The sequence below is a fragment of the Sphingomonas sp. genome (genome assembly GCF_030145815.1).
Classification (GTDB): Bacteria; Pseudomonadota; Alphaproteobacteria; order Sphingomonadales; family Sphingomonadaceae; genus Sphingomonas.
Genome location: NZ_JAIXHL010000009.1, coordinates 66,544 through 88,768 on the forward strand (window position 1 = coordinate 66,544; position 22,225 = coordinate 88,768).

A 22,225-nucleotide genomic window follows, 5' to 3' on the forward strand; every position below is an offset into this window, starting at 1 on the left:
AATGCTTAGCTGCCGATCGCGCCCAGGCTGCGGAACAGCATGTAGGCGGCCACGGCCAACAGGACGACGGCGAAGATTCGAGTGAGCAGGCCCTTGTGGTCGGCAAGGCGGACAGCGGCTCGCATGCCGGCGATGCCGCCACCGACCCCGCCCGCGATGAAGAAGCCGGCCACGCGCCAATCGACGAACCCCGACAGGGCATAGTTGAGGGCTGTCGCCGAACCGAATGTGCCCACGGAAAACAGCGAGGACCCGACCGCATTGAGGATGGGCATGCCGCTTCCCAGCATGATGCCGGGGACGATCAAAAAGCCGCCGCCAATGCCGAAGAACCCGGACAGCAGGCCGGCGAGCAGCCCGATAACCACGAGCCGTACAGCAATCGCCGGCGTGATCCGCACGCCGGGATCACCACCCCCGGACTTGCCGCGCAACATGGAAATGCCGACCACGACCATGACGCCTGCGAACAGCACCAGCAGGTGCTGGCCCGCCACCATCTTTCCGAGCGTCGAGCCGATCAGCGCGCCGACGACGCCCGATGCTCCGAAAACGAGCGCGCACGGCCACTTCACGGTTCCGGCGCGGGCGTGCTGGAGCAGGTTGGCAAAGGCATTGGCGGCCACTGCCAGCGCGCTCGTGCCGATCGCGACGTGCGGGTCCTTCATGCCGACGACGTAAAGCAGCAATGGCATCGCCAGGATCGAGCCGCCGCCGCCGATCACGCCGAGCGTGAAGCCAACGATCACACCGGATAGGAGAGTGAGGAGATCGGCCGGCGTCATAGCTTAGCTCCCCGCCCCCGCCGCCTGGTAACGTTGGAGAAGGGCGAAAGAGCCCATGCCGACCAGCATCGCGATGATGAACACCAGCGCCGGCGGCGCACCCAGGCCCAAGGCGACGAGAGCGGGGCCAGGACAGTATCCGACGAGACCCCAGCCGATACCGAACAAAGCGGCGCCGACGAGAAGCTTCCCATCAAGGGCCCGGTTCGATGGACCGTTGAACGCAGAGGCGAAAAGCGGGGCCTTGCGCCTTCGGCCGACTTCAAAGCCTATCGCTGAGACAACGACCGCCGAGACCAGCACCACGGCCAGGCTGGGGTCCCAGGAAGGTGCTGTGACATCGAGGAAGGCTAGAACCTTGCCCGGGCTGACCATGGCGGAGACGATCAGGCCCAGGCCGAAGATGAGCCCCGAAGCCAGGGCAACGAGCAGCTTCTTCATTGTCTCAGGGCCCGACGATGTGGCGGACGACGTACACAGTCACCGCCGCGGCGATGAGGAAGACCCCCGTGGCGGCAAGTGAGCGTGGCGAAAGCCTGGCTATCCCGCAGACGCCATGCCCACTGGTGCAGCCCCTCCCTAGTCGCGTCCCAAATCCTACCAGGAGACCGGCCGCGATCACGACGATGAGGGGCGGTGGCGTCGTGAGGTCTGGCAGCGCGCCTCCTGCCGCGCGGTAAAGCAAGGGCGCGGCGAACAGGCCGGCCAGGAACGTTGCGCGCCACGCGACGTCGCCGCGGGCCGGCGCCAGGACACCCCCGACGATGCCGCTGATGCCGGCGATCCGGCCGTTCGCAATCCAGAGAAGCGCGGCCGAGAGGCCGATGAGCGCGCCGCCCAAGAGGGCCGAATATGGGCTGAAGCCTTCCACCATCAGGCCCATTCCTCGACATCGCCTTCGGCGCAGAACAGCTTGTAGAGTTCGGCGAGGATCGGCAGCACGCGCTCCGAGGTGATCCGGTAGTAGATCGTGGTTCTCGCGCGCCGCGTTCCTACCAGGCCCTCGTCGCGCAGCGTCGCGAGATGGCGTGACAGATTGGACTGCGTCAGCCCCAGGCGTTCGCCCAGTTCGCTGACCGACAATTCTCCGCCAAGCAGGCTGCACAGGATCATCAGTCGATGTCGGCTCGCAAGCGAGCGCAAGAACGCTTCCGCTTCGCCCGCCCTCTCCTCCCATAGCTCCGGAGACATCGCAGCGGGAAAATGTGACACGGCTACTCCAAAAATCTTATATGAGCCATATATGATTGAACGATGGTGAATCAAGCGACCGTTTAGGAGGTCAGATTTAGATGTTGGACCGACGCTCTCTGTTGGCCGGCGGAGCGGCCCTGTTTGCCACCGCCGCTTGCTCGCGCGCCGCCCCGGCTGGTAGCGGCGGGCAAAACCTCCTGCCGGTACCACCCCTGCTGGACACGCGTTCGAACCGCTCTTTCGCGCTACGCGCCCAATCCGGAAGGACCTCCTTCTATCCGGGTCGCCCGAGCGACACGCTCGGGTATAATGGCAGCTATCTCGGGCCGGCGGTCAGGGTGCGTCGCGGGGATGATGTCGCCGCTGCCGTGACCAACGGGCTTGAGGCGAATACGACCGTGCATTGGCACGGGCTTCTGATTCCCGGAGAACTGGACGGAGGCCCTCACCAGGTCATCGCGCCGGGTGCGACCTGGCGACCCACGCTCCCTATTCGGCAGCCGGCAGCGACGCTTCTTTATCACTCCCACGTCCACGGGTTGACGGCCGAGCAAGTCTATTCAGGCTTGGCGGGGGCTTTGCTTGTAACCGATGACGAGGAGCAGGGCCTCGGCCTGCCCTCGGAATATGGCGTGGATGATCTCCCACTGCTTATCCAGGATCGCCAGTTTGAAGATGGTCGTCTCGTCCTGCCAGGCGGCATGATGGTCGCCATGCAGGGCCGACGCGGCGACACGATCCTGGTCAACGGTGCGGTGAGCCCTTCGGCGGTGGTCCCGAACCGATTGGTCCGCCTGCGGCTCGTCAACGCATCGAACGCCAGGATCTACGAACTGTCCTTCAGCGATAAGCGCAGCTTCCACTGGATCGGGACCGAGGGCGGCCTGCTCGAACGGACAGTGGAGATCGCGGCTATAAGCTTGGCCCCGGGGCAGCGCGCTGAGGTTCTGGTGGACTTCACAGACGGCAGAGCCGCCTCGCTTGTGACGGCCCCGGATAGCAACAACTCTATGATGGGCGGGATGGGGACCATGGGACGAAGCGGCGGCACGGGCAACGCCAACGCGCCCGCGACTGTAGTGAGGTTCGAGCCACGGCCGATAGGACAGCCTCAGGCCAGTGGGGCGGTGCCGACCCTCCTCGCATCGCGAGCTCGGCCTGACGCCAGCAAGGCGGTGCGCCGTCGCCGGCTCGTCCTTAACATGGGCATGGGCGGTATGATGGGATCAGGAAGCGGAGGTGGCGGGCTGACGATCAACGGCAAGCCATTCGACATGAACCGCATCGATGAGACCGTGACGCTGGGCTCCACCGAGATATGGGAGGTGTCTGGCGAAATGATGCGCCACCCGATCCATATTCATGGCGTCCACTTCGATGTTCTGACGAGAGGAGCGGCAAGCCTGATATTCTCGATCAGGGGCCTCGTGACACGGTGCTTGTCAAGGAGCCCGTGGAGCTTCTCATTCGCTTCGATCATCCGGCCAAAGGTGTTCCCTTCATGTACCACTGTCATATCCTCGAACATGAGGATAATGGAATGATGGGCCAGTTCAGGGTGTTTTGAAGCTGGGCGATCATTTGGTGTATGCCGCCTTGAGTCTCGGCAACGAGCGCCGGAGGATTGCATCCGGCTGCGGGCATGCGCGAAATCAGGTTTAAGTTACGCGAGGAAGATGACAGTCAACTATAAGCACTTGGTGCCGATCGACCGTCTGGCCGGTCACCGCGATTCTTCTCAGTTGTGCAACAAAACGCGATGAGCCGCCCGCATCTTCATGCCGAGCGCCACTTGGTCTCGCGAGTAGGCTGGCTTCGAGCGGCTCGCTTGGTCGAAGATGCGAATGGACCCCACGGATTTCGCGGACGTGACGGGATACACCTACAGTACCTGGTGAACGGCCTGCCGCCTGAAGCCAACTGAACGGGAGCGTTCCGCACCGGCGAACGCATCCTCCTGCGCTTCATCGCCGCTGGGGCGATGACGTAGTTCGACGTACGCATACCAGGCCTCAGGATGACGCTCGTTCAGGCGGACGGCCAGAACGTCCGTCCTGTCGAGATCGACGAGTCCCGCATCGCTCCGGGCGAGACTTACGACGTGATCGTGCAGCCCGAAAAGCGAGCGTACACGGTGATAGCCGAGGCCATGGACCGCAGCGGCTTCACCCGCGATACACTAGCGCCGCGAGCGGGCATGAACGCGCCCGTACCGACCCGTCGCAAGCGCCCGGTTTCGCGCCATGTCCGACCTGGGTATGGACATGCAGGGCATGGACATGGGCAGCATGAAGCCCGTGGCTGCGTCCGCTGGTGGCCTCGGTGGGCCAAGGCTGGCCGGTGGTCGGCCGTTTGTCCACGGCCCGGACACACACGGCGTCGGCAGCTCGTCAGTCGCTATGGTGGCGCGTAGTCGCGTGAACGAGGCTGGTTCCGGCTTCGATGAGCCCGGCGCGCGTCCTGATCTATGCCGATCTGCGCAGCCTCGCGCCACAACCCGATCAGCGCCGGCCCGCGCGCGCGATCGAACTTCACATCACTGGCAACATGGAACGCTACATCGGGTCGTTCGACGGTAAGAAATATTCAGAAGCCAAGACGCCGATCGCGTTCCGATATGGCGAGCGCCCTCGCCTGGTGCTCGTCAACGACACAATGATGGAGCATCCGTTCCACCTGCACGGTATGTGGATGGAGCTCGAGAATGGCGGCGACGCTCTCCAGCCGCGAAAACATTCGGTCAGCGTGAAGCCGGCGGAGCGGCTCACGTGGCGATCACCGCCGACACAGCCGGCAGATGGGCGATGCACTTCCACCAGCTTTTGCACATGGAGCTGGGATGTTCAGGGTCGAGGAGGTATCGCACGCCCCGGAGGCGCGTCTTGAACCGCTTCGCATTCGCGGCCGCGGCTTGCTTGCTACGACACCCGCAGCGACCTAGGAGGCGAGCCGCCCAGAAGGCATGGCCGGCCCGGCCACACAGCAAGCACCGCCGCCTGCTGCTCCCGGCACGATGGCGGCGGACATGCCAGCCGGACGCGGCCGCGCATTTATCATCTGGAAGTCTACCGAGGTTGGGCGAGTATTTGTTGGCAGCGTTCGTGGCTGAGATTCATCGGATTCAGTCCTTGACCCTTCATCTCCCCGTGATCGTGCGTCGTGCCGACACCCATGGTTTGCTCCATGCGCTCGCAGCTCGCTCGCTGTTCGGCAGTGGCCCTCGTTGTCGCGCATCCACCAAGCGAAACGAGGGAGAGCATCGTCGCTGCTATAACAAGCTTCATATATCGCCTTCCTGTGCTTGATTTATGTGTCTTGCGTGCTCGCGCGCGGTGGCTATCGTCATGTGTTATAGTCAGCAGTGGTGCAAGTTTTTTAGGTGGCGGAGATGCCGCCCTTCTACTGGGGAATGTCTGCTCGGCAGATCGCGTTCGGGCGTCACTGAAGCACTCCTCCCTGTCGACGCCCCAAGACAAATCACCTGAACGGTGGTTTGTAGAAGATCAGAACCGGTCGGTTTTGACGCCCACTCGCCGCGCCAGCATCTCTAAGGGGTTTGCAGGTGTCAAATCGCCGCACCACAATTCCGCCTAAGAATGCTCAGGCTCGCCCGAACGACAGCAATTGAGCGCGCAGCGGATCCCGCGTGTGTAGGTTGAACTCTCATTCCGTCAGAGGCGATCGAGTTACTACGCGGGCCTTAGGCTGGGCGGCGCTAGAAGACGAAGCGGCGGCTGACCGCGGGAATTGGCGCCCGCGGCGGATAGTCATAACGAATTCATGTCGGCGTTCCTACTACCCTAACACCACCGTCCATCGCCCCTCTCCGCCAGATGCTCTCAACTAAACCGACCAGACGCGAAGCGGGGCAATTAATTTTGTTTGGTTTGGGACGCTGGGGGTTAGTCAGGTCGTGCAGGCCTTCCGACCTCTGGGGCGCGACGTGTCGGGTACGGGCGCCGCGCAACTTGTGTTAAACGACCGGACCGCGCCGCGGTCCGGGCCGGCCGATGCGGATCTCACTGTCGCTGTCTTACAGAATACCAATGCCCGGCCGCAAAGCATGCACACAATGGTCACACAGCGTTAGCCTCGCGCAACACGCAATCTGTCCCTCCGCTTTGCCGGCTGCTTGAACGACGAGATCATAGCGGCGCTCGGCCTCTTGAGCGTTTGGCGCGCGAGCTTTCCGATGGTTCAGAAACCCTTTATCGGAAGTGCCCGGAAGGAGTCGGCCGACCGAAACGCGAGCAGGCTGTGCGTGGCGCCGAGCCACTCAGGGCGAGCCGGCTCTAGACCTTCCTGATGAAATGCGGTGTGACGTAGTTTCCTCCGATTTGCGCATCACTCTAGCGAACACGCTTCGCCTTCGGGTTGGGAGGCCGCCTTTACCAACCTCTTCGCTGGGAGCTCGAGAATTGCCCGGATTCCTGGTGAGTTGTCGGTCAGTTCCACGCTCCCGCCATGGACGCGCGCGATCGCGGAGGCGATCGATAGTCCAAGCCCGCTGCCTTCTCCCGCACGGCTCGCATCGAGCCGAACTAACCGCTCGAGCGCCCGCTCGCGGTCAGGGGCAGCGATGCCGGGCCCGCGATCCGCTACGCTCAGCTGCGATGAACTGGCGGAACTTAGTGTTCGTATTTCGACCGGACTTTTGCCTCCACCGTATTTTAGGGCATTGTCGATTAGATTGGCCGTCGCGTGCAGAAGGAGCGCTCGCGAGCCCCACGCGGGCGACGGCTCGAGATCCAGGATCAGCGCCTGACCAAGGGCACCGGCGACGGGCTCGTAAAGCTCATAAGCCTCACGCGCGATCGATGCCAGATCGACCGGCGTGAAGCTCTGGATATTTGCGGCTTCCGCGCTGGAAAGGGCCAGCAGGTCGTTGATCAGCTTGAGGAGTGCGTCGATATCACGCGTGGTATCATCCAGAAGACCGAGAGTAGGCGGGTTGCCCCGCAGGAGCGCCAGCTCGAGTCGCGCCTTCATTCGGGTAAGTGGAGTTTTCAGGTCGTGGGCCATGCCGTCCGTAGCTGCCCGCAAACCGCCGACGGTCCGCTCCACTTCCGAGAAGCAGGAATTGACAACCTCGGCAAGATGATCGAACTCATCGCCCTGGCTGCTGACGGGGAGGCGCTCGTCTAGCTTTCCCTGGAGGAAGCGCTCACCGATGGTGGCAGCGTCGTTGACGAAACGAAGTGTTCGCCGGCTGATCCACCAGCCGAGGCCGAGACCGATCAGGAGCGTCGCTGCCATCGCCCACCCCAACGTCCCGAAGAAGCGCTTGCGCAGCCGCGCTCGTCCATCGGGCGGGTGGGCGACCAATAACCGGTAACCTGGGGCGATCTGAAGCGACTGCCCTTCAATTTCGCGTCGCCGAAGACCTCCGCCGCTTCGCATCGCAGCAGTGAAAACATGCCAGCCATCGTTGCTGAGCGCCTCCGGCCAAGTGGCGAGATCCCCGACGATCACTCGATCATCGGGTCCGGCCAGCGCATAGACGTAATCGCCGGCGAGGGCCGGCGACCGCTGCTCGATGAAGCGCTGCAGCTCGCTCAATCCTCCCCGGCGATACCGATCGACCAGCCCCTGCAACTCTGCACGAGCCGTATGCTTGGCTTCAGTTTCGACCAGCTGCACAGTACCCACATATTGTGTGGTAAGTGCCGCGATGGTGCTGACGAGAGCCGCAAGCGTGATCCACAAAGCAGTGCGCAGGGCCCCGGCATGAGGGCGCCTGCGGCCAGCCCGCCTAACGGGCATCGAGTTTATAACCAACGCCGCGCACCGTCTGGAGCAGCGGCAGATCCCCAGGTGGATCGACCTTCGCCCGGAGCCGGCTGACATGAACATCGATCACGTTGGTGCCCGGATCGAACCCGTAATCCCATACCGCCTCGAGCAGCATCGTCCGGGTGACGACCTGACCGGCGTGACGCATTAGATAGTTCAGAAGCTGAAACTCCTTGTTCAGCAGCTCAATCCGACGTCCCCGCCTCGTGGCGATCCGGCCCAGCAAATCCAGCTCGAGTTCACCCACCGTCAGCCGGGTCGCGGCGGCCGTGGGGCTGTCGCCCCGCCTCACGATCGCACTGAGCCGCGCGACCAGCTCTTGAAAGGAAAAGGGCTTGGCCAGGTAGTCATCGCCGCCTGCCTCGAGGCCGCGCACCCGGTCTTCGACTTGGCCCATGGCGCTAAGCACCAGAATGGGGGTTCGCCGGTGCTCGGCCCTGATCGCTTGTAAGACCGACAAGCCGTCCAGCTGAGGAAGGTTGCGGTCTAGAATGATCGCATCATAGTCGTTGGTGAGCGCGGCCGTCAGCCCGTCGAGTCCTGTGGCGGCGTGATCGACGGCATGGCCGAGCTCGGCCATTCCGCGCTGCAAATAGTCCGCCGTCCGGCAGTCGTCTTCGATCAAGAGCAGCTTCATTTTCTTCCTGCGCGATATTGCCCGTGGATCACGTCGCGGCACCGGCCCGCTTGCAAAATACCCGCTAACGGGATGCTGCTATAGCAGGTTTTGCGACAGGGAGGTGCGCCCCACATCCGCAGTGGCTTCCTTCGGGAGCGATCCGAACGTCAGGCCGAGCTCGGACGCCATCTCATGACGCACCGACCAGCCAGCGATCAGGAGAAGGGCTGCTCGGGTCGTATCTTGCGGCGCTTGGACAAGGCGATCATCGGGCTCCGTCCCCGCGTGAAGCACAGTGAGAAGCGTAACCTCGTCACTTCCAAGGATACGATCGCTTGTTCCAGAAGCGGCGCGCGCGCATGCACAAAAGTCGGCGATGAGTCCGAAGAGGTCGTCGAGAGGAACGGCCAGCATGGCCCCACCGACCGGAGCGAGCCTGCGGTGGAGGTTGGGCAGAGGCGAACTTGCGGTCATGCGGCACCACTTCCAGAACCGAAAGGCGCCGACCGCAAACCGCTCGGCGCCCGCCAGTGGCACCACCAACCAGTGATGCGCCCCGCTCTCCAGGAAAGCCTGTCTTCTCCAGCGCTGCGTGCCTAGCGGAACAATGCTATCGATTTTGGTCAAGGCGGCACACCTCATCGAACTGGGCGACATAGGTTCATCCTCAAATTTTTCGATGACGAGAGGTCTCTCGCCTTGAGACGTACCCGCCGGCGGCCTCGGGGCTGGCCGCCGGCGGTGCTAGCGCGGGTTCTGCTCGACGGTGCTTCGGGGGGCAGGAGACCGCCGAGAGCCGCACCAACATCTCATTGCGTGTGAGGCTTCATTGGGGACATGGGCGACTTGGCGTCAGGACCCATCATCCGGTGATTGGGCATTACCGGCTTCGCGCTTTCAGCAGCCTGTCTGTTTTCCGGGCTCTCAGCCGCCATGCTGCGATGCGCGGAATGGGAAGTCGGCGCCGGAACCGGCGTACGCGGCATCTGCGCTTGCCCCTGCGCCGCCATCGCAGCGGCAGGAAGCAGCATGACCGTCATCGCCAGCATCGAGGCTCGTTTGATCATCTTTCGTCTCCGTTCGGGCGGGGAAATGTTCACCGCTGTCGAAGCTTATGAGCCGGCAACATAACAGCGGCCTGCGCCTTCCATTACAAATCTGTCATACACCTACGTCAGCGTACAAAACTTCAACCGAAGACGATTGTCATGTCAGCCTCCAGAGACATGGCTAACAATGCACGTGTTGGCTGTGCCTCGCGCATGAAGGACTGGATCGTGTAAGCTAATGTGCCGACTGTCGTGAAATATGTGGGCCGGATGAGCAATGCGCCCTGCGGGGAAACATCCAAAAGCGCCGCGATGCTCGCGCCTCCCCAGCCCGTGTAGCCGACCTGAAAACAAGGCTTTTGGGCAAAAAGCCGACCATTGTTCGAGCGCGGTTTGATATCTCTGTTCGGCACCTCGCCCGAACATCGGATCAGGTATTCCTCGACATGACAAAGCCTTCCAAACTCGTGGACGACCCGTCTGCCACCTGCCTATACCAGCCGTATGAGCCGCCTCCACAACGAAAGACATCTCGTGTCCCGCATCGGCTGGTTGCGCGCCGCGGTGCTCGGCGCGAACGACGGCATCGTCTCCACCGCTAGCCTGATCGTCGGGATCGCCGCTGCCTCCGCAAAATCGGGCGACATCCTCCTTGCGGGCGTTGCCGGACTTGTCGCTGGAGCGATGTCCATGGCAGCCGGAGAATATGTGTCGGTCAGTTCCCAGGCGGATACCGAGAAAGCCGACCTTTCAAAGGAGGCGGAGGAGCTCAAAGCGGACCCCGATGCGGAGCATGCTGAACTCGCGCGCTTGTACCTTGACCGCGGCCTGGACGAGGAACTGGCCAGCCGCGTCGCCGAACAATTGATGGCCAGAGATGCGCTATCGGCGCATGCGCACGACGAACTGGGCCTGTCCCCGGGCATCAAAGCCCGTCCGGTTCAGGCGGCGCTGACTTCGGCGGGGACATTTGCTGTGGGCGCGGCGCTACCGCTCCTTGTCGCCGCCCTAACCCCGGTCGCGTTTATCGTGCCGGCCGTTGCTGCAGCTTCCTTGTTTTTCCTAGCAGCTTTAGGGGCAGCTGGAGCTGGCGCCGGCGGCGCTGCCATCGGCAAAGCGACCGCAAGAGTAACGTTTTGGGGAGCGTTCGCGATGGGGCTCACCGCGAGCGTCGGCGCCCTATTTGGTGCGTCCATATAACCTCAGCCAACCGCCGATATCGAAGATGATTTGCCTAGACACGGAAATATAGACCCGTATCTTTGACAAAAGCCGAAGCCAGCAGGAGCAGAAGGGGTAATGACAAGCAGCGAGGATGCGGCGCGGGAGCAGGGTCGCCAGCTTGGCCGGCGCCAATTCCTCCATGGCGCGAGCACCTTTGGCGCCCTTTTGGCTTTGCGCGAACTCACGCCCGGCTACGCTTGGGCGCAGCCCTCCGGAGCGGACGGCGCGCTCGCGCCCGACGCGGCGGGGGTGCTCGACCTGAGCGTCGATGATCTGGCGCTGCGAATCAACGGCCGTGCCGGCGGGGCTCAAGCGATCAACGGAACGGTCCCCGGCCCCTTGATTCGCCTGAAGGAGGGTCAAGAGGCCGTCCTCCGCGTCACCAACCGGCTGACTGAGATCAGTTCGATTCACTGGCACGGGATCATTCTGCCTCCCGACATGGATGGCGTGCCAGGCGTGAGCTTCGGCGGCATCGGGCCGGGCGAGACCTTCACCTATAGATTCCCGGTCCGGCAAAGCGGCACCTACTGGTGTCACAGTCACTCGGGCGGGCAGGAACTGCTCGGCGTCTACGCCCCGTTGATCATCGATCCAGCCGGACCCGATCCGATCGCCTATGAGCGCGACTATGTGGTCATGCTTTCAGACTGGAGCTTCGAATCTCCGGCGACCATCATCAGCAAGCTCAAGAAGCAGGCCGGCTACTACAATTTCCAGCGGCGGACCCTTGCTGACTTTATTCGCGACTCTTCGAAGAACGGTCTGCCGGCGACGCTCGCCGAGCGCCTCTCCTGGTCCCGCATGCGGATGGATCCCACGGACTTCGCGGACGTAACCGGTTACACCTACACCTATTTGATCAACGGACTGCCTCCCGAGGCGAACTGGACCGCGCTCTTCCGGCCAGGGGAGCGAGTGCGGCTGCGTTTCATCGCCGCCGGAGCGATGACTTACTTCGACGTTCGTATCCCTGGCCTGAAGCTGACCATGGTTCAAGCCGACGGCCAGAACATCCGTCCCGTGGAGGTCGACGAATTCAGGATCGCCCCAGGCGAGACTTTCGACGCCATCGTGCAGCCTGACGATCGCGCCTATACTCTCATGGTCGAATCCATGGACCGCAGTGGCTTCACCCGCGGCACCCTGGCCCCACGCCCCGGGATGAGCGCACCAATTCCTCCGCGCCGCCCGCGGCCGATCCGAACGATGGCCGACATGGGGATGGATATGTCGGGCATGGATATGAGCGCTGGAGCGGCAGGGCCGACCGGAATGGAGGGGATGCAGGCCCCGCCTTCACCGTCAAGTCAGCCCGTCATGGATATTGCGGGTCACAACATGCAGGGCATGCCGGAAGTCGACAGGACGCGTGAGGCCGCCGCCGCGACGCGCGAGGCGGTTGTGAACAATGCAATGGCTGGAATGGACATGGGCGGCACCGTCGCCGCTTCTTCCAATCAGCATGCTGCTGCTGGTACGGCATCGACCCCGTTTGTCCATGGTCCCGACACGCACGGAGCGGGTAATTCGTCCATCGCAATGGTCGCCCGCAGTCGGCTCGACGAACCGGGCTCCGGTTTCGAGGCCAGTGACGGCCGGGTGCTGGTCTATACCGACCTGCTCAGCACCGTCCCCCAAAGCGACCAGCGCGCCCCTGCGCGAGAGATCGAACTCCACATCACCGGCAACATGGAACGGTACATGTGGTCATTCGACGGCCGAAAATATTCCGAAGCGAGAGAGCCGATCCCCTTCCGCTATGGGGAGCGCCTTCGCCTCGTTTTCGTCAATGACACAATGATGGAGCATCCGATCCACTTGCACGGGATGTGGATGGAACTGGAAAACGGCGGAGGCGCCCATCAGCCCCGAAAGCATACCATCAGCGTCAAGCCTGCAGAACGCCTCACCGTAGCCGTCACGGCTGACGCACCGGGGCGATGGGCGATGCACTGTCACCTCCTGCTGCATATGGAATTGGGGATGTTTCGCGTGGTCGAGGTCTCGCATCCGTCGGCGGCTGCATCATGATGCGGTTTTTGCTCGGCGGAACCGTGATGCTGGCTGCCGCACCGGCCTGGGCTCAGCACACTGCCCATTCCCAGCCGCCTACCGAAGCTTCGCAACCAGTGCAGGAGGCGCCGGCTTCGAGTACTGGTGCAGCGCCGGATGAGATGCCCATGATGGGTGACATGGAAAACCCGGCCGCCGAGCCTGCGGCCGCGCCCGGCCCACCTGTGACGACGCTCCACAACCTCGAGCCCCAGCCCGGCTGGCCGAGCCCGACGGCGGACGACGGCAATTACAGCTTCGTCCTGCTCGATCTTTTGGAATACCGGGAAAGCGCCGGCCCGGGCTCGTTCCGCTGGGACGCATTTGGCTGGTTCGGCGGAGACTATGAACGGCTCTGGGTCAAGACCGAAGGTGTCCAGAGCACGCGCGCCAGGGATGGCGGCGATGCCGAGGTGCAGCTTCTCTACGGCCGGCTGATATCACCCTATTTCGATCTCCAGGTGGGGGGACGTCTCGCCTCACGTTGGGGGCGGGGTCCGGACCGGATGCGCGCCTACGCCGCCATCGGCCTGCAGGGCCTTTCTCCCTATCGTTTCGAAATCGAGCCGACACTCTTCATAAGCACCAAGGGACAGATATCCGGCCGGCTTACCGGCAGCTACGACCAGTTGCTCACCCAGCGCCTGATCCTGCAACCGAGGTTGGAGGCGAGTTTCGCGTTGCAGAAGGATGAGGCGTTCGCGATCGGCAGCGGCCTCACGGACGCGGAGATCGGACTTCGGCTGCGCTACGAGATCCGCCGCGAATTCGCCCCTTATGTCGGTGTTGCCCACAGGCGTTCCTTCGGGAGTACCAGCCGCCTCCTAAGAGCTGAAGGCGAAAGCACGCGGCAGACCATGATCGTGGCCGGGTTCAGGATCTGGTTCTGATCACCCGATAGACCCGCTAAGCCAAGGCATTTCGAGTTCATCGGGCGGCGCCAACCACATTGACGGTCAGGGCTATGGCGGCGACGTTGAAAATGAATGCTGCCAGCCCGTGGAGCACGACGCGCCTGCGAAGCGCCGGGGTGCATACCGCGACATCGGACACCTGGAACGTCATTCCTATGACAAACGAGAAGTAGCAGAAATCCCAGAAATCCGGAACTTGCGTGCCAGGGAATTTGAGCCCCTCGGGGGGCGAATCCCCCACGCCCCGGTAGTAGACATGGCCATAGTGGAGCGCGAAGCTAACGTTTCCGAATAGCCACGCGGCAAAAAGGGTAAAGATCGCCAAGATCAGCTGACGATCATTATGAGGCCTCGCGTGAGTCAGCTCGACAATGATCGCTCAAGCGACTGCGGCGATGGTCAGCGCCGCTACGAGCATGAGAATCGGGCGGGAGGCGTCATAACGTTGAGCATGTTGACGCAAGCGCTCTGCCGAACCCCGTCGCATGATCATCGCTATGCCGATGAGAAACAGGGCGGCTGCCGCATCGAAAGCTGCCAAAATCGCCGTAGTCAGCCCATATGGCCCCGACAGGAGCGTCGCTCCCATGATGAGCACGGCCACGAAGGCGACGTACAGCCTGACGTGACCCCCGGCTTTCATCCAGCCGGGACCAGAGACCGGCGTTTGTTGTGGTGCACGAGCGCACACGAAGCAATGGCCTGGACGCGTCCAGGCCATTGCTTCTCGATCTCGGCGGCGAAGGCCGCCGGGGTGGCGTAGCCGAGCGAGGAGTGCGGCCGCTCGGTGTTGTAGTCGTCGACCCATTCCCGGACCACGGCGCGGGCGTGCGCGAGGCTGAGGAACAGCGTCTCGTTGAGCAGCTCGTCGCGCATACGGCCGTTGAAGCTCTCGACATAGCCGTTCTGCATGGGGCGGCCCGGCGCGATGTAGTGCCACTCGACCTTTGACTCGCCCGACCAGACCAGCACCGCGTTCGAGGTCAGCTCGGTGCCGTTATCGCTGACAATCATGCTTGGCCGACCACGCTCGGCGACCAGGTCGACCAGTTCGCGTACGACCCGCTTGCCGGAGATCGAGGTGTCCACCACCGCACGCAGGCATTCGCGCGTGACGTCGTCGACGATGTTGAGCACGCGAAACCGCCGGCCGGTGGCAAGCTGGTCATGAACGAAGTCCAGGCTCCAGCGCTGGTTGGGGAGCGCCAGCACCGGCCCAGGTGCCCGCGCGCCCACGGCGCGCCTTCGTCCCTTCCTGCGCCTCACAGTCAGGCCCTCCTCTCGGTAGAGCCGCTGCGTCTTCTTGCGGTTGATGGTGACGCCGTCGCGCCGCAGCAGGATGTGCAGCCGCCGATAGCCGAACCGGCGACGCTGGCCTGCCAACTCGCGCAGCCGTGCCCGCAGATCCTCGTCGCCCCCGCGACATGAGCGGTAGCGCATGCTCGTCCGGTCGGCCCCGATCACGGCGCAGGCGCGCCGCTCGCTCATCCCGAATCCAGCCTGCAACCGCGCGACCGCCTCCCGTTTGGCGGCCGCGCTCACCACTTTTTTGCCAGCAGGTCTTTCAACCCCGCATTGTCCAGCATGGCGTCGGCCAGCAGCCGCTTGAGCCTGCCATTCTCGTCTTCCAGTGCCCGCAGCCGCTTCGCCTCGGACACCTCCAGGCCCCCATACTTGGCCTTCCAGGCGTAGTAGGTCGCGCTCGACATGCCGTGCTTGCGGCACAGCTCCGTCACCACCGCACCCGCCTCGGCCTCCTTCAGAATGCCGATGATCTGCTCTTCCGAAAACTGCTTCCGCTTCATTCCGTCCGTCCCTTCGAGGGGCCGGTCTCTAGGTCCAGGTGGATGAAGAAACGGGGGTCACGTCAAGCCTCGGAAAGCTGCTAGAGCCCCTTTTTCTTGGCTTAGCATCCGCGCCGCCGCCATTCTCGGCGGCGCGTGATTCACTTCCCGGCAAGAGAGTCTTGCTCAGTCCTGGCGGCAGCTCGAAAACCGAACATGCTCTGGAAGATTCGATGTCCCGCCAGCTGGTGCAGGACGGCGAGCCCGGCATGCCCGACCAGATAGGCCCACATCAGCGGCGCTACGGTTTCATGGATCGAAAGAAGCGGTCGGGCAGTGGCGATGAAATAGCCGGCTGCACCTGAAGTGGCCATCACCAGCGCGAGGAGCAGGCCCACTCCATGCACGGCACTTGCCAGCGGACTCTCTTGGGTGAGAGGTATGCGCCCAGCCTTCAGGCTGGAAAGGTGGCTTTTGAGATCCATCCAAAAGGCGCGGAGACGCTTCCCGGAAAACCAGGGAAAGAGCATGCCGAGGTTTGTCTCACCCCGCCTAACGACCGCCCAGAGGAAGAAGACTGTGAGAGCAGCCAGGCTCGCTATTCCCACCCACTCGTGCAGCTCGAAATAAGCGTCTCCGGGACTTCCTCGCTCCGGATGCTTCATCACAAGGCTGATTATAAGCTGGTGCACTACAGCTGCCGCGATAAAAAGATGGAGCAGCTGAGTTAGAGTTGAATGGTAGACAGACTTCGTGCTCACTTTTGTCTCCTTGATGGCGCTACGACATCGCAAAATTAGATCAAGCGACGAAGCGGCAGTCACAGGCGGCACCCGACGGGCGCAGACCCTGAGGATGCACCCAGACCACTAGAGGCGGCAGACCGGATCGAGAAGCTCCCTTGGCTGGCGCCTCTGCTAGTGCCCAGGTGCATGCTGTAATCCTGATCATTGCTCACGACATACATATGCTGCGCGAGGATGACATTGCCCTTCTCCGGTAATTACGAATTTTTCACGAGCGGCGGCAGGCGGTCGTCTCCGCGCCGCCGCGCCCGCACGTCCGGCCAGGGCATCGTGCGCACCGGAGCGGAGGCCAATGAGGATCTGGGTTGATGCGCCGATTCTCGGGCGTTGAATGCGCTCTTCAACTTGGCGGAAGTCTCGACAGCTGTTGGGCGTAAAGACGAACACCCAAAGAGCGCGGTGGGAACGCCAATGGACGTTCCCAAACCTTGCTCTCTTCGAGTCGATCGGAAGGGTTTGCCTCGCTAGCCAAGCCATTTGGGGACGTGTCGGCAATGGGTGGAAAGTGTACACTAGGAGGCGTACATTGCACGTATCCGCTGCGAGATGATCTAAATGCATCATACCCACGATACCCTCCGCCACGAGCACATCTTCCTCAGTCAAGCGCACGAGGCGCACGAGAGACGCACGTTGTACGTGGTGGTCCTTACGGCAGCGATGATGGTGGTCGAAATTGCCGCTGGCTGGCTCACGGGCTCGATGGCCCTGCTCGCCGACGGATTCCACATGGCCACGCATGCGGGCGCGCTGGGGGTAGCCGCGTGGGCGTACTCCTTTGCCCGCAGACACGCCCACAGTCCGCGATTTACCTTCGGCACGGGGAAGGTGGGTGATCTTGCCGGCTTTGCGAGCGCTCTTGTGCTAGCGATCATCGCGGTAGGGATCGGCGTCGAGTCCGTTCAGCGTTTCTTCGAGCCTGGGCAAATCGCGTTTGTCGAAGCGACTTGGATTGCGGTTTTGGGCTTGGCTGTGAACCTTGCCAGCGCCTGGCTGTTGGGCCACGGCCATTCGGGCTATCACAACCATCACGTTCACTCTCCAGGGCATGATCACGGGCGAGACCGCACTCACGACAACAACCTGAGGTCAGCCTACTTCCACGTCCTTGCGGACGCCCTCACTTCGGTGCTCGCGATTTTGGCACTCTTAGCAGGTCAATTCCTCGGATGGGTGTGGATGGATGCTGCGATGGGCATCGTTGGAGCATCGGTCATCGGGCGGTGGTCATGGGGATTGATGCGGGACACTGGCGCAGTGCTGCTTGACGCGGTGCCTAATAACTCTCTGGAAGAAGAGATTCGTGAGGCTATTGAAGATGGAGATGCCCGGATAACCGATTTACATGTTTGGCAAGTTGGGCCAGGCAAATACGCAGCCATCATCTCGTTGTCCGCTCATCAGCCGCTCAGCCCATCGGACTATGCAGCAAGAGTGACTATCCACGACGAGTTGGTTCATGTGACGGTAGAAACCCACTATTGTCAGGGTCTTCACCCTGATTGTCGAAAAGCAGCCTGATTGATTTCGAATTCGTTTTAAGAACAGCAAACGTCGCCAACGGTCGAGCGGCCTACGTCCATCAGTTCAGTAGCACCCGCAACAAACGGATCGGGTGCCCCGAATCCGGCCATTGCGCAACTCAAAGAGCCTGATATCCGACGTCCCCTACCCCATGCAGTCTGTAGCAGTCTTGAGAGGGGAGGTTGCCAGTCGGCATCAAGGCGACGTGTCGGAAGCTTCGCAAAAGTGTGGGCGTAAATGTGGGCGTAAGTTCTTTAGCAGTGATGAAATGCAGTGTCTGCAAGACCATATTTGTGGGGTTCGAATCCCTCCGTCCCGCCATCGCTGCCAAAATAGCAGCGTTTAATCAGTCGCTTAAGGACTGTTTGTTATATCAGCCCCACCGGCAGCCCCACTGATATCGAAGTCGAGGCGACGCCGGCTGCGACAGCCATCTATGTCTCATAGCCTGTGGTGCAGTGAGGCCCTATGAGCGGGGAATCGATGCGCTGGTCGTCGCTCGATTGTAGGCGGCGGATGGGAAGCAAGAGTGCCCGCCGGCCATTTTGTCTCGGCGCGCTAAGTAAGCCCAACTCGCCAACGTAGAGCGGATCCGTTTTGTGGCCCCAATAGCGGTGATTCGGCGAACAAGTCCCTTTCCTAAAGCCAGCCGCTGTCGTTTGGCCGGTTTCGTTGACAGCCCATCCGAACTGGTGCTTTAGATAAGTCATGGGGGCGGCGGTCTCCCCACGAGGCGACAGCCGAAGCATCGCGTCCTGATCTGGTTGTCAAAGGACGCACCATGCCCTCATTGAATAGTATCGCTCCGGATAAGCTCGTCCGACTTATCGGCACCTCTGGTGCACCCACGATTATCGACGTGCGAACCGGCGAAGGTTCGTACCTTATTCCTAGCGGCGTCCGATTGGATGCTGGCAGCGTCGAACAATGGGCGATGTCGGTCGCAGCCTCTACCGTCGTCGTCGTTGATGAGGACGGAAAATCCGCTGCTCATGGCGTCGCTGCCTGGCTCAGAACCGAGGGCGTGAATGCAGAGGCACTGGAGGGCGGCTTTGCCGGTTGGGAGGGGGCGGGCCTGCCTTTGCTGCCGTCCCGGAAGCTGCCGCGCCGGGATGCGCAGGGCTGTACGCTCTGGGTCACGCGCGCGCGGCCTAAGGTAGACCGGGTCGCGTGCCCCTGGCTGATCCGGCGATTTGTCGATCCGCGTGCGCGCATTCTCTATGTGCCGGCGCCCGACGTGATCCGGACCGCGAACGAGCTCGATGCGGCACCTTTCGATGTCGCCGATGAAGCGGTGTTCTGGAGCCACCGTGGCGAGCGATGCACGTTCGACGTGATGGTCGAGGAGTTCGGACTCGGCGCGTTCCCCGCCATCGATTATCTCGCTTCCATCGTGCGCGGCGCCGATACTGGCCGCCCTGATCTGGTGCCCGAGGCGGCCGGGCTGCTTGCCGTCTCCCTCGGCTTGTCGCGAATTTACGCCGACGATCTCGATCAGCTCGAAGCCGGTATGCCCGTTTATGATGCGCTCTATCGTTGGTGTCGGGATGCGCGCGACGAGACGCACGACTGGACCTCGCACAAGCCACGCGAGGTGAAGGCATGAGTGCGGTAGCGGCGGATGCCGCGGTCGCCGTGCGACCGGCACCTGTGACACTCGGCGAGGCATTCTGGGTTTGGTTGCGCGTCGCGATGCTCTCGTTCGGCGGGCCGGCCGGTCAGATTGCGGTGATGCACCGCATCCTAGTCGAGGAGAAGCGTTGGATCGGCGAGCAGCGCTTTCTGCACGCGCTCAACTACTGCATGCTTCTGCCGGGGCCGGAGGCGCAGCAGCTCGCCACCTATATCGGCTGGCTGATGCATCGCGCGAAGGGTGGCATCGTCGCCGGTGTATTGTTCGTGTTGCCCGGCGCCGTTTCGATTATGGCCTTGAGCTGGATTTATGTCCTGTACGGCAGGCTCGGGATCGTATCGGCGCTGTTCTTCGGCCTCAAGTCGGCGGTGCTGGCGGTCGTGCTGGAAGCGGTCATGCGGATCGGCAGCCGGGCGTTGCGTTCCAACGCGGCGCGGCTGCTGGCTTCGGCGGCGTTTGTCCTGATCTTCTTTTTCGGCGTGCCGTTTCCCGCGATCGTGCTGAGTGCTGGCCTGATTGGCTGGTGGGCTGGTAGAGCGGGTCATCCTGCCTTCCGGGGCGGTGGCGGACATGGCTCGGGCAAAGGACCGATCGTCAACGACGCCGATACGCTGCTTGGCGAGGAGCTGCCCGAGCACGCGCGGCCGAACTGGCGCGAGACGCTGCGCACTACGCTGCTTTGGCTTGCCCTGTGGCTGGTGCCCGTTGTCGCGCTCCTGATCGGGCTAGGTCCGGATCACGTGTTTAGCCGCATCGCCACCTTTTTCTCGACGATGGCGATGGTGACGTTCGGCGGCGCCTATGCCGTGCTTGCCTATGTCGCGCAGCAGGCGGTGGAAAATTATCAATGGCTCGCACCTGCTGAGATGCTGGACGGCCTTGGCATGGCTGAGACGACACCCGGGCCGCTAATCATGGTACTCCAATTCGTCGGCTTCCTCGGCGCTTATCGCGACGCGAGCGGGCTCGACCCGCTGCTGGCAGCGACACTCGGTGGGCTGCTTGCGACCTGGGTGACGTTCACGCCGTGCTTCCTGTGGATTTTTCTCGGTGCCCCGTTCATCGAGCGATTGCGTGGCAATGCCGCCGTATCGGGCGCCCTCTCAGCAATCACCGCAGCGGTCGTAGGCGTCGTGCTCAACCTCGCTATCTGGTTCGCGCTGCACACGCTGTTTCAGTCCACGGTGGCGGTGCAGACTGGACCGCTCCATTTCGATGCGCCAGTTCTTGCCAGCATCAATTGGTGGGCGCTCCTGCTTGCCGCAGTCGCCGTGCTTGCTGTGTTCGTTCTGCGGCTAGGCGTGATCGCGACGCTGCTCGCGTCGGCCGCCGCCGGGATCACGCTTCACCTCATCGGCGCGGTCGGCTGATCAGGACGGCAGCACCTCGACCGTCATTGCGTAGGATGCGCGTGGCTGGGGTGGCGCGATCACGCGGCGCGGGCCTTCGGTCGAGGATGCACCAGCCTGTGGCGCTGCCGCCTCCCCTGGTACAGCGGGGTTGCCTCCGCCGCGCGAACCGCCGCTGGACACGCTCACCCACCACATGCCGGCCTCTGGCCAGGTAATGGTCACCTTACCCTGCGCGTCGGTCTTGAGGCTGAGCTGCTGGATGCCGTCGCGATAGCGCACGCCGCCATTGACTGCGCTCACTGTGAGATCGGCAGCGGGCTTCCCATCCAGCAGGAACTGGAAGGTCGCCGCCTTGCCCGCGAGCAGCTCGGTCGGGTGGGTCACCGGCACCATCTCAAGGCCCTTGCCGGTCGGCTTGAACACGGCGGTCGTGGGCTCGCCCGCGGTCGCGAAGGTCTCGATGCGGCTGATGTTGACCGCGCTCCATACCTCGGTAGCACCGGCAGGGACTGCCTGCGCCAGGGTCGTGGGCGTCGTGCCGCGCGGCAGCATCTTGCGCTCGCCGTCGAGCAGGAAGCTACCGCTCACTGACTCGGTGACGATCGAGAGCTTATAGGTGCCGCGCTGGGTGATGTGCAGGTCGAACACTTGCCGCAGACGCCCCTTGGCGCGATTCTCGACTGCGACCGCGCTGCCATCGGGCGCGAGTGCGACCGGGTCCCAATTCTGCGCGGCATGATCGTAATAATAGAGATCGGTCGATAGCGCGGCATCGACCGTCAGCCACTCGTCGCCGCTGCCCGTGAACATCGTTTCGGACGGCAGCATCCAGGAACGCGGCGCCGCCTGCGCTGGAACCGAGGCGAGCATCGCGCACAGGGCGAAGAAGGTGGTGGCGGGCTTGCGGAAGAATTTCATGGTTTCGCCTCTTCAACGCCGCGCGGTCATCGCGACCGCGCCCAGTTCGAATTTGCCGCTCGCCGACGCGGTTGCGCGATTGCCCGACCAGCTGAACGGCAGGCGGACCGCTTCGCGGCCACCAGCCTCACGTGCCGCCTCGACCACGAGCACATACTTGCCCGGTGCGAGCGCGGCCATTCCGCCGCGACCAGCGGAGAAGCTGAGCTTGTGCGTGCCGGCCGGGCGCGTCGCGCCGCTGATCCCGTCGGCGGGCATCTTCTGGGTTCGGCCCGCTGCACGCCACCAGAGCCGGATATCGCGCAGCCATTTGGCACCGGCATTGTTGCGCTTGTCGACATCGTAGAGGACGCTGAGCGTACGCGACGGCGCACCCTCTTTTTCGAGCCAGACTGCGACGTAAGGGCGATGATATTCGGCGACGGTAAGGCGCGGGAGGGTGAATGTCAGGTCGATGGTTTGCGCCGCTGCCTGTGGGGCCACGAAGCCCCCTGACCCAAGCGCCGCCATCGTGAGTCCCGTCAAGCGCAGCTGCATCACATTCCCCCTTTATCGATATAGCCCTGATTAAGCTA

21 protein-coding genes and 3 pseudogenes are annotated in these 22,225 nt (G+C 62.9%); 9 read left to right on the forward strand and 15 right to left on the reverse strand.

The features are described 5' to 3' along the window. Positions 1 to 5 precede the first annotated feature (5 nt). The 4 genes from KYX69_RS09710 to KYX69_RS09725 are packed head-to-tail and all read right to left on the reverse strand — an operon-like array spanning position 6 to position 1,976. Entirely contained in the window at positions 6 to 785 is a 780-nt protein-coding gene (locus KYX69_RS09710) for a sulfite exporter TauE/SafE family protein (protein ID WP_300496563.1), read from the reverse strand. A gap of 3 nt (positions 786 to 788) precedes the next feature. After that, positions 789 to 1,226 carry a DUF6691 family protein gene (locus KYX69_RS09715; protein ID WP_300496566.1) on the reverse strand — a complete coding sequence of 146 codons (438 nt, stop codon included), beginning with the start codon at positions 1,224 to 1,226 and terminating at the stop codon, positions 789 to 791. 4 nt (positions 1,227 to 1,230) lie between these two features. Next, entirely contained in the window at positions 1,231 to 1,659 is a 429-nt protein-coding gene (locus KYX69_RS09720) for a YeeE/YedE family protein (protein ID WP_300496785.1), read from the reverse strand. After that, positions 1,659 to 1,976: a helix-turn-helix transcriptional regulator gene (locus KYX69_RS09725; protein WP_300496788.1), complete on the reverse strand. Its 318-nt coding sequence runs from the start codon at positions 1,974 to 1,976 to the stop codon at positions 1,659 to 1,661. Before KYX69_RS09725 ends, KYX69_RS09720 begins: the two co-directional genes overlap by 1 nt. A gap of 101 nt (positions 1,977 to 2,077) precedes the next feature. Between KYX69_RS09725 and KYX69_RS09730 the strand changes: the two are divergent. The 3 genes and pseudogenes from KYX69_RS09730 to KYX69_RS09740 all read left to right on the forward strand — a co-directional run bounded on the left by KYX69_RS09730 (position 2,078) and on the right by KYX69_RS09740 (position 4,865). Next, positions 2,078 to 3,546, forward strand: a pseudogene (locus KYX69_RS09730) (multicopper oxidase family protein). 250 nt (positions 3,547 to 3,796) lie between these two features. Beyond that, positions 3,797 to 4,246: pseudogene (locus tag KYX69_RS09735) on the forward strand (hypothetical protein); the annotation flags it as partial. Between the two features lie 175 nt (positions 4,247 to 4,421). Next, the gene (locus tag KYX69_RS09740) at positions 4,422 to 4,865 is read left to right on the forward strand and encodes a multicopper oxidase domain-containing protein (protein WP_300496569.1); all 444 of its coding nucleotides are present in this window, start codon (positions 4,422 to 4,424) and stop codon (positions 4,863 to 4,865) included. A 1,458-nt stretch (positions 4,866 to 6,323) separates the two neighbouring features. On the opposite strand, the gene KYX69_RS09745 is transcribed toward KYX69_RS09740, so the two are convergent. The 5 genes from KYX69_RS09745 to KYX69_RS09765 form a co-directional block, all read right to left on the reverse strand. Continuing rightward, positions 6,324 to 7,619, reverse strand: coding sequence for a HAMP domain-containing sensor histidine kinase (locus KYX69_RS09745; protein ID WP_300496572.1), 1,296 nt, complete (start codon positions 7,617 to 7,619; stop codon positions 6,324 to 6,326). A gap of 112 nt (positions 7,620 to 7,731) precedes the next feature. Then, complete coding sequence (locus tag KYX69_RS09750; RefSeq protein ID WP_300496574.1) at positions 7,732 to 8,409, reverse strand: response regulator transcription factor; 678 nt, start codon at positions 8,407 to 8,409, stop codon at positions 7,732 to 7,734. A 78-nt stretch (positions 8,410 to 8,487) separates the two neighbouring features. Further along, positions 8,488 to 9,018 carry a hypothetical protein gene (locus KYX69_RS09755; protein WP_300496576.1) on the reverse strand — a complete coding sequence of 177 codons (531 nt, stop codon included), beginning with the start codon at positions 9,016 to 9,018 and terminating at the stop codon, positions 8,488 to 8,490. A 182-nt stretch (positions 9,019 to 9,200) separates the two neighbouring features. Further along, positions 9,201 to 9,440, reverse strand: coding sequence for a hypothetical protein (locus KYX69_RS09760; RefSeq protein WP_300496578.1), 240 nt, complete (start codon positions 9,438 to 9,440; stop codon positions 9,201 to 9,203). Between the two features lie 140 nt (positions 9,441 to 9,580). Further along, entirely contained in the window at positions 9,581 to 9,853 is a 273-nt protein-coding gene (locus KYX69_RS09765; protein WP_300496579.1) for a hypothetical protein, read from the reverse strand. Positions 9,854 to 9,944: 91 nt separating this feature from the next. Here KYX69_RS09765 and KYX69_RS09770 point away from each other — a divergent pair, with 91 nt between their 5' ends. From KYX69_RS09770 to KYX69_RS09780, 3 genes are all read left to right on the forward strand, one after another. Beyond that, complete coding sequence (locus KYX69_RS09770; protein WP_300496580.1) at positions 9,945 to 10,640, forward strand: VIT family protein; 696 nt, start codon at positions 9,945 to 9,947, stop codon at positions 10,638 to 10,640. A gap of 99 nt (positions 10,641 to 10,739) precedes the next feature. Next, positions 10,740 to 12,698, forward strand: coding sequence for a copper resistance system multicopper oxidase (locus tag KYX69_RS09775; RefSeq protein WP_300496581.1), 1,959 nt, complete (start codon positions 10,740 to 10,742; stop codon positions 12,696 to 12,698). Continuing rightward, a complete protein-coding gene (locus KYX69_RS09780; protein WP_300496583.1) occupies positions 12,695 to 13,609 on the forward strand; it encodes a copper resistance protein B in 915 nt (304 codons plus the stop codon). Before KYX69_RS09775 ends, KYX69_RS09780 begins: the two co-directional genes overlap by 4 nt. Positions 13,610 to 13,646: 37 nt before the next feature. Here the strand turns inward: KYX69_RS09780 and KYX69_RS09785 are convergent, their stop codons facing one another. From KYX69_RS09785 to KYX69_RS09800, 4 genes and pseudogenes are all read right to left on the reverse strand, one after another. After that, positions 13,647 to 14,009, reverse strand: coding sequence for a DUF1345 domain-containing protein (locus KYX69_RS09785; protein ID WP_367280186.1), 363 nt, complete (start codon positions 14,007 to 14,009; stop codon positions 13,647 to 13,649). A 3-nt stretch (positions 14,010 to 14,012) separates the two neighbouring features. Next, positions 14,013 to 14,237: a hypothetical protein gene (locus KYX69_RS09790; RefSeq protein WP_300496585.1), complete on the reverse strand. Its 225-nt coding sequence runs from the start codon at positions 14,235 to 14,237 to the stop codon at positions 14,013 to 14,015. Positions 14,238 to 14,368: 131 nt separating this feature from the next. Continuing rightward, a pseudogene (locus KYX69_RS09795) lies at positions 14,369 to 15,438 on the reverse strand (IS3 family transposase); the annotation flags it as partial. Positions 15,439 to 15,578: 140 nt separating this feature from the next. Continuing rightward, complete coding sequence (locus KYX69_RS09800; protein ID WP_300496587.1) at positions 15,579 to 16,178, reverse strand: cytochrome b/b6 domain-containing protein; 600 nt, start codon at positions 16,176 to 16,178, stop codon at positions 15,579 to 15,581. A gap of 600 nt (positions 16,179 to 16,778) precedes the next feature. Here KYX69_RS09800 and dmeF point away from each other — a divergent pair. From dmeF to chrA, 3 genes are all read left to right on the forward strand, one after another. After that, positions 16,779 to 17,744, forward strand: coding sequence for a CDF family Co(II)/Ni(II) efflux transporter DmeF (dmeF, locus tag KYX69_RS09805; RefSeq protein WP_300496589.1), 966 nt, complete (start codon positions 16,779 to 16,781; stop codon positions 17,742 to 17,744). 937 nt (positions 17,745 to 18,681) lie between these two features. Then, positions 18,682 to 19,353 (forward strand): chromate resistance protein ChrB domain-containing protein, encoded by a 672-nt coding sequence (locus KYX69_RS09810; RefSeq protein WP_367280185.1) that lies wholly within the window; start codon positions 18,682 to 18,684, stop codon positions 19,351 to 19,353. After that, positions 19,350 to 20,750 carry a chromate efflux transporter gene (chrA, locus tag KYX69_RS09815; RefSeq protein WP_300496594.1) on the forward strand — a complete coding sequence of 467 codons (1,401 nt, stop codon included), beginning with the start codon at positions 19,350 to 19,352 and terminating at the stop codon, positions 20,748 to 20,750. Before KYX69_RS09810 ends, chrA begins: the two co-directional genes overlap by 4 nt. Here chrA and KYX69_RS09820 read toward each other — a convergent pair whose 3' ends face one another. Beyond that, positions 20,751 to 21,650: a DUF4198 domain-containing protein gene (locus tag KYX69_RS09820; RefSeq protein WP_300496597.1), complete on the reverse strand. Its 900-nt coding sequence runs from the start codon at positions 21,648 to 21,650 to the stop codon at positions 20,751 to 20,753. Between the two features lie 12 nt (positions 21,651 to 21,662). Next, complete coding sequence (locus KYX69_RS09825; RefSeq protein WP_300496600.1) at positions 21,663 to 22,187, reverse strand: DUF2271 domain-containing protein; 525 nt, start codon at positions 22,185 to 22,187, stop codon at positions 21,663 to 21,665. Between the last annotated feature and the right edge of the window lie 38 nt (positions 22,188 to 22,225).

What these genes read in the sequence shown, in the direction of transcription:
- KYX69_RS09710 (WP_300496563.1), bottom strand. Translation starts at nt 785, where the DNA reads ATGACGCCGGCCGATCTCCTCACTCTCCTATCCGGTGTGATCGTTGGC.
- KYX69_RS09715 (WP_300496566.1), bottom strand. Translation starts at nt 1,226, where the DNA reads ATGAAGAAGCTGCTCGTTGCCCTGGCTTCGGGGCTCATCTTCGGCCTG.
- KYX69_RS09720 (WP_300496785.1), bottom strand. Translation starts at nt 1,659, where the DNA reads ATGGTGGAAGGCTTCAGCCCATATTCGGCCCTCTTGGGCGGCGCGCTC.
- KYX69_RS09725 (WP_300496788.1), bottom strand. Translation starts at nt 1,976, where the DNA reads ATGTCTCCGGAGCTATGGGAGGAGAGGGCGGGCGAAGCGGAAGCGTTC.
- KYX69_RS09740 (WP_300496569.1), top strand. Translation starts at nt 4,422, where the DNA reads ATGAGCCCGGCGCGCGTCCTGATCTATGCCGATCTGCGCAGCCTCGCG.
- KYX69_RS09750 (WP_300496574.1), bottom strand. Translation starts at nt 8,409, where the DNA reads ATGAAGCTGCTCTTGATCGAAGACGACTGCCGGACGGCGGACTATTTG.
- KYX69_RS09760 (WP_300496578.1), bottom strand. Translation starts at nt 9,440, where the DNA reads ATGCTGGCGATGACGGTCATGCTGCTTCCTGCCGCTGCGATGGCGGCG.
- KYX69_RS09770 (WP_300496580.1), top strand. Translation starts at nt 9,945, where the DNA reads ATGAGCCGCCTCCACAACGAAAGACATCTCGTGTCCCGCATCGGCTGG.
- KYX69_RS09775 (WP_300496581.1), top strand. Translation starts at nt 10,740, where the DNA reads ATGACAAGCAGCGAGGATGCGGCGCGGGAGCAGGGTCGCCAGCTTGGC.
- KYX69_RS09780 (WP_300496583.1), top strand. Translation starts at nt 12,695, where the DNA reads ATGATGCGGTTTTTGCTCGGCGGAACCGTGATGCTGGCTGCCGCACCG.
- dmeF (WP_300496589.1), top strand. Translation starts at nt 16,779, where the DNA reads ATGCATCATACCCACGATACCCTCCGCCACGAGCACATCTTCCTCAGT.
- KYX69_RS09810 (WP_367280185.1), top strand. Translation starts at nt 18,682, where the DNA reads ATGTCGGTCGCAGCCTCTACCGTCGTCGTCGTTGATGAGGACGGAAAA.
- chrA (WP_300496594.1), top strand. Translation starts at nt 19,350, where the DNA reads ATGAGTGCGGTAGCGGCGGATGCCGCGGTCGCCGTGCGACCGGCACCT.
- KYX69_RS09820 (WP_300496597.1), bottom strand. Translation starts at nt 21,650, where the DNA reads ATGAAATTCTTCCGCAAGCCCGCCACCACCTTCTTCGCCCTGTGCGCG.
- KYX69_RS09825 (WP_300496600.1), bottom strand. Translation starts at nt 22,187, where the DNA reads ATGCAGCTGCGCTTGACGGGACTCACGATGGCGGCGCTTGGGTCAGGG.